The 1,278-nt window shown below is 65.3% G+C and carries 2 protein-coding genes; both read right to left on the bottom strand.

Translation table 11 applies throughout. The features are described 5' to 3' along the window. Positions 1-17: 17 nt before the first annotated feature. Entirely contained in the window at positions 18-920 is a 903-nt protein-coding gene (locus tag BEN47_RS01135; protein ID WP_070724369.1) for an IS3 family transposase, read from the bottom strand. Then, on the bottom strand, positions 917-1,225 hold the full coding sequence (locus BEN47_RS01130; protein ID WP_070724368.1) for a transposase: 309 nt from the start codon (positions 1,223-1,225) through the stop codon (positions 917-919). Before BEN47_RS01130 ends, BEN47_RS01135 begins: the two co-directional genes overlap by 4 nt. Between the last annotated feature and the right edge of the window lie 53 nt (positions 1,226-1,278).

Here is a 1,278-nt window from a genome sequence, read left to right as displayed (position 1 = left end):
AAACTGAGGTGGTCCAATTAGGCTGGACAGTTTAGGGCAGTAGTTTGAAGAAGTTGTTGGTGAGCGTGATAGGGCATCTGATAGCCGATACTGGAGTGCAGCCGGTTGTGATTGTAGTAGTCAAAATACGCGGCGACGCTTTGCTGGGCATCGGCCAAGTCGGCAAAAACGGGCCACTCGCGGAGTTCGAGCACCTCCGTTTTGAGCCGGGACCAGAGGCTCTCGGCCTGGGCGTTGTCGTAGCAATCCCCGCGGCGGCTCTGCGAGCGGACGGCCTGGTGGTCGTGGAGCAGCTGCCGATAGGCGTTGCCGCAGTACTGCCCGCCGCGGTCGGAGTGCACGAGGAGCCCGGGCGTGGGCGGTTGGGAGAGAAAGCCCCGCTGCAAGGCCGTGGTGACCAGCTCTTCGGGCATGGTGGCGGCCCCGTGCCAGCCCACAACGTGCTTGCTGGCCATGTCCTGGAAGGCGCATAAATAGGCCCAGTGGCCGTTAGCGAGCGGTAAATACGTGATGTCCGAGACCCACACCCGGTTGGCTTGCGTGGGTTTGGGCTGGTCCAGCAGCCGGTTGGGGGCGCAGCGCAAGCCGTGGGTCGAGTCGGTCGTGCGCGGGGTGTAGGCCTTGGGTTGCAAAGCGTGCAGGCCCCGGCGGCGCATGGCCGTGCGCAGGCGCTGGCGGCCCACCCGGTGCCCTTTTTCCCGCAGGGCCACCCGCAGCCGGCGGGTGCCGTAGCGGCGTTGGTGCACGCCAAAGACCTGGACCAGCGCCGTTTCCCAGGCGGGGGTCTTCGGGCGCCCCACCGCCCGCTGCTCGTCGGCCTGCCAGGCGTAATAGCCGCTGGGCGGTACGCCTAGTACCTGGCAGAGCCGCCGCACCGGGTAGTGGCCGCGCTCGGCGGCAATGAAGCGGTAGCGGCTCATTGGGGCGGTGTCTGTGAAAAAATGGCAATGGCTTTTTTTAAAATGTCCAGTTCCTGCGCCTGCCGCCGGGCCAGGGCCCGCAGCTGGCGCAGTTCGGCGGCCGTTTCCGGGTCTAGGGCTGCGCCCAACGCCGCCGCTACCGGCGTTTGGGCGGCTTTTTGCCACTGGTAGATGCGTTTCGGGTCGATGTTCAAGGCGCGGGCAGCCGCTTGGGCCGAGCGGCTTTGCTCGGCCAGGCGCAGGGCTTCGGCGCGGAAGGCCGCGTCGTACTTGCGGCGTTTGTCGGGTTTGGGGATGTCTTTCATGACGAAGGAAAGATACCACCCAGTTCTGTCCAGCTTAACTAGACCACCTCAAA

It is taken from the genome of Hymenobacter lapidarius (assembly GCF_001816145.1).
Classification (GTDB): domain Bacteria; phylum Bacteroidota; class Bacteroidia; order Cytophagales; family Hymenobacteraceae; genus Hymenobacter; species Hymenobacter lapidarius.
Note: the sequence above shows the minus strand (reverse complement) of the source record. Positions and strands in the feature narration are given on the sequence as shown.

What these genes read in the sequence shown, in the direction of transcription:
- BEN47_RS01130 (WP_070724368.1), bottom strand. Translation starts at nt 1,225, where the DNA reads ATGAAAGACATCCCCAAACCCGACAAACGCCGCAAGTACGACGCGGCC.
- BEN47_RS01135 (WP_070724369.1), bottom strand. Translation starts at nt 920, where the DNA reads ATGAGCCGCTACCGCTTCATTGCCGCCGAGCGCGGCCACTACCCGGTG.